1 rRNA gene is annotated in these 1331 nt (G+C 51.2%); it reads left to right on the forward strand.

Features of this window, described 5'->3' with window-relative positions:
• Positions 1 to 120: 120 nt before the first annotated feature.
• Positions 121 to 1331, forward strand: a 23S ribosomal RNA gene (locus tag HEN21_RS22480); the annotation flags it as partial.

Below are 1331 nucleotides of genomic sequence, written 5' to 3' on the forward strand. Positions count from 1 at the left end.
TTTGCTCTTTAAAAATCTGGATCAAGCTGAAAATTGAAACACTGAACAACGAAAGTTGTTCGTGAGTCTCTCAAATTTTCGCAACACGATGGTGTTTTACGAAACATCTTCGGGTTGTGAGGTTAAGCGACTAAGCGTACACGGTGGATGCCCTGGCAGTCAGAGGCGATGAAGGACGTGCTAATCTGCGATAAGCGTCGGTAAGGTGATATGAACCGTTATAACCGGCGATTTCCGAATGGGGAAACCCAGTGTGATTCGTCACACTATCATTAACTGAATCCATAGGTTAATGAGGCGAACCGGGGGAACTGAAACATCTAAGTACCCCGAGGAAAAGAAATCAACCGAGATTCCCCCAGTAGCGGCGAGCGAACGGGGAGCAGCCCAGAGCCTGAATCAGTGTGTGTGTTAGTGGAAGCGTCTGGAAAGGCGCGCGATACAGGGTGACAGCCCCGTACACAAAAATGCACATGCTGTGAGCTCGATGAGTAGGGCGGGACACGTGGTATCCTGTCTGAATATGGGGGGACCATCCTCCAAGGCTAAATACTCCTGACTGACCGATAGTGAACCAGTACCGTGAGGGAAAGGCGAAAAGAACCCCGGCGAGGGGAGTGAAAAAGAACCTGAAACCGTGTACGTACAAGCAGTGGGAGCCTTGATTTATCAGGGTGACTGCGTACCTTTTGTATAATGGGTCAGCGACTTATATTCTGTAGCAAGGTTAACCGAATAGGGGAGCCGAAGGGAAACCGAGTCTTAACTGGGCGTTAAGTTGCAGGGTATAGACCCGAAACCCGGTGATCTAGCCATGGGCAGGTTGAAGGTTGGGTAACACTAACTGGAGGACCGAACCGACTAATGTTGAAAAATTAGCGGATGACTTGTGGCTGGGGGTGAAAGGCCAATCAAACCGGGAGATAGCTGGTTCTCCCCGAAAGCTATTTAGGTAGCGCCTCGTGAATTCATCTCCGGGGGTAGAGCACTGTTTCGGCAAGGGGGTCATCCCGACTTACCAACCCGATGCAAACTGCGAATACCGGAGAATGTTATCACGGGAGACACACGGCGGGTGCTAACGTCCGTCGTGAAGAGGGAAACAACCCAGACCGCCAGCTAAGGTCCCAAAGTCATGGTTAAGTGGGAAACGATGTGGGAAGGCCCAGACAGCCAGGATGTTGGCTTAGAAGCAGCCATCATTTAAAGAAAGCGTAATAGCTCACTGGTCGAGTCGGCCTGCGCGGAAGATGTAACGGGGCTAAACCATGCACCGAAGCTGCGGCAGCGACACTATGTGTTGTTGGGTAGGGGAGCGTTCTGTAAGCCTG

This window comes from Escherichia sp. 93.1518, assembly GCF_013368915.2.
Classification (GTDB): Bacteria; Pseudomonadota; Gammaproteobacteria; order Enterobacterales; family Enterobacteriaceae; genus Escherichia; species Escherichia ruysiae.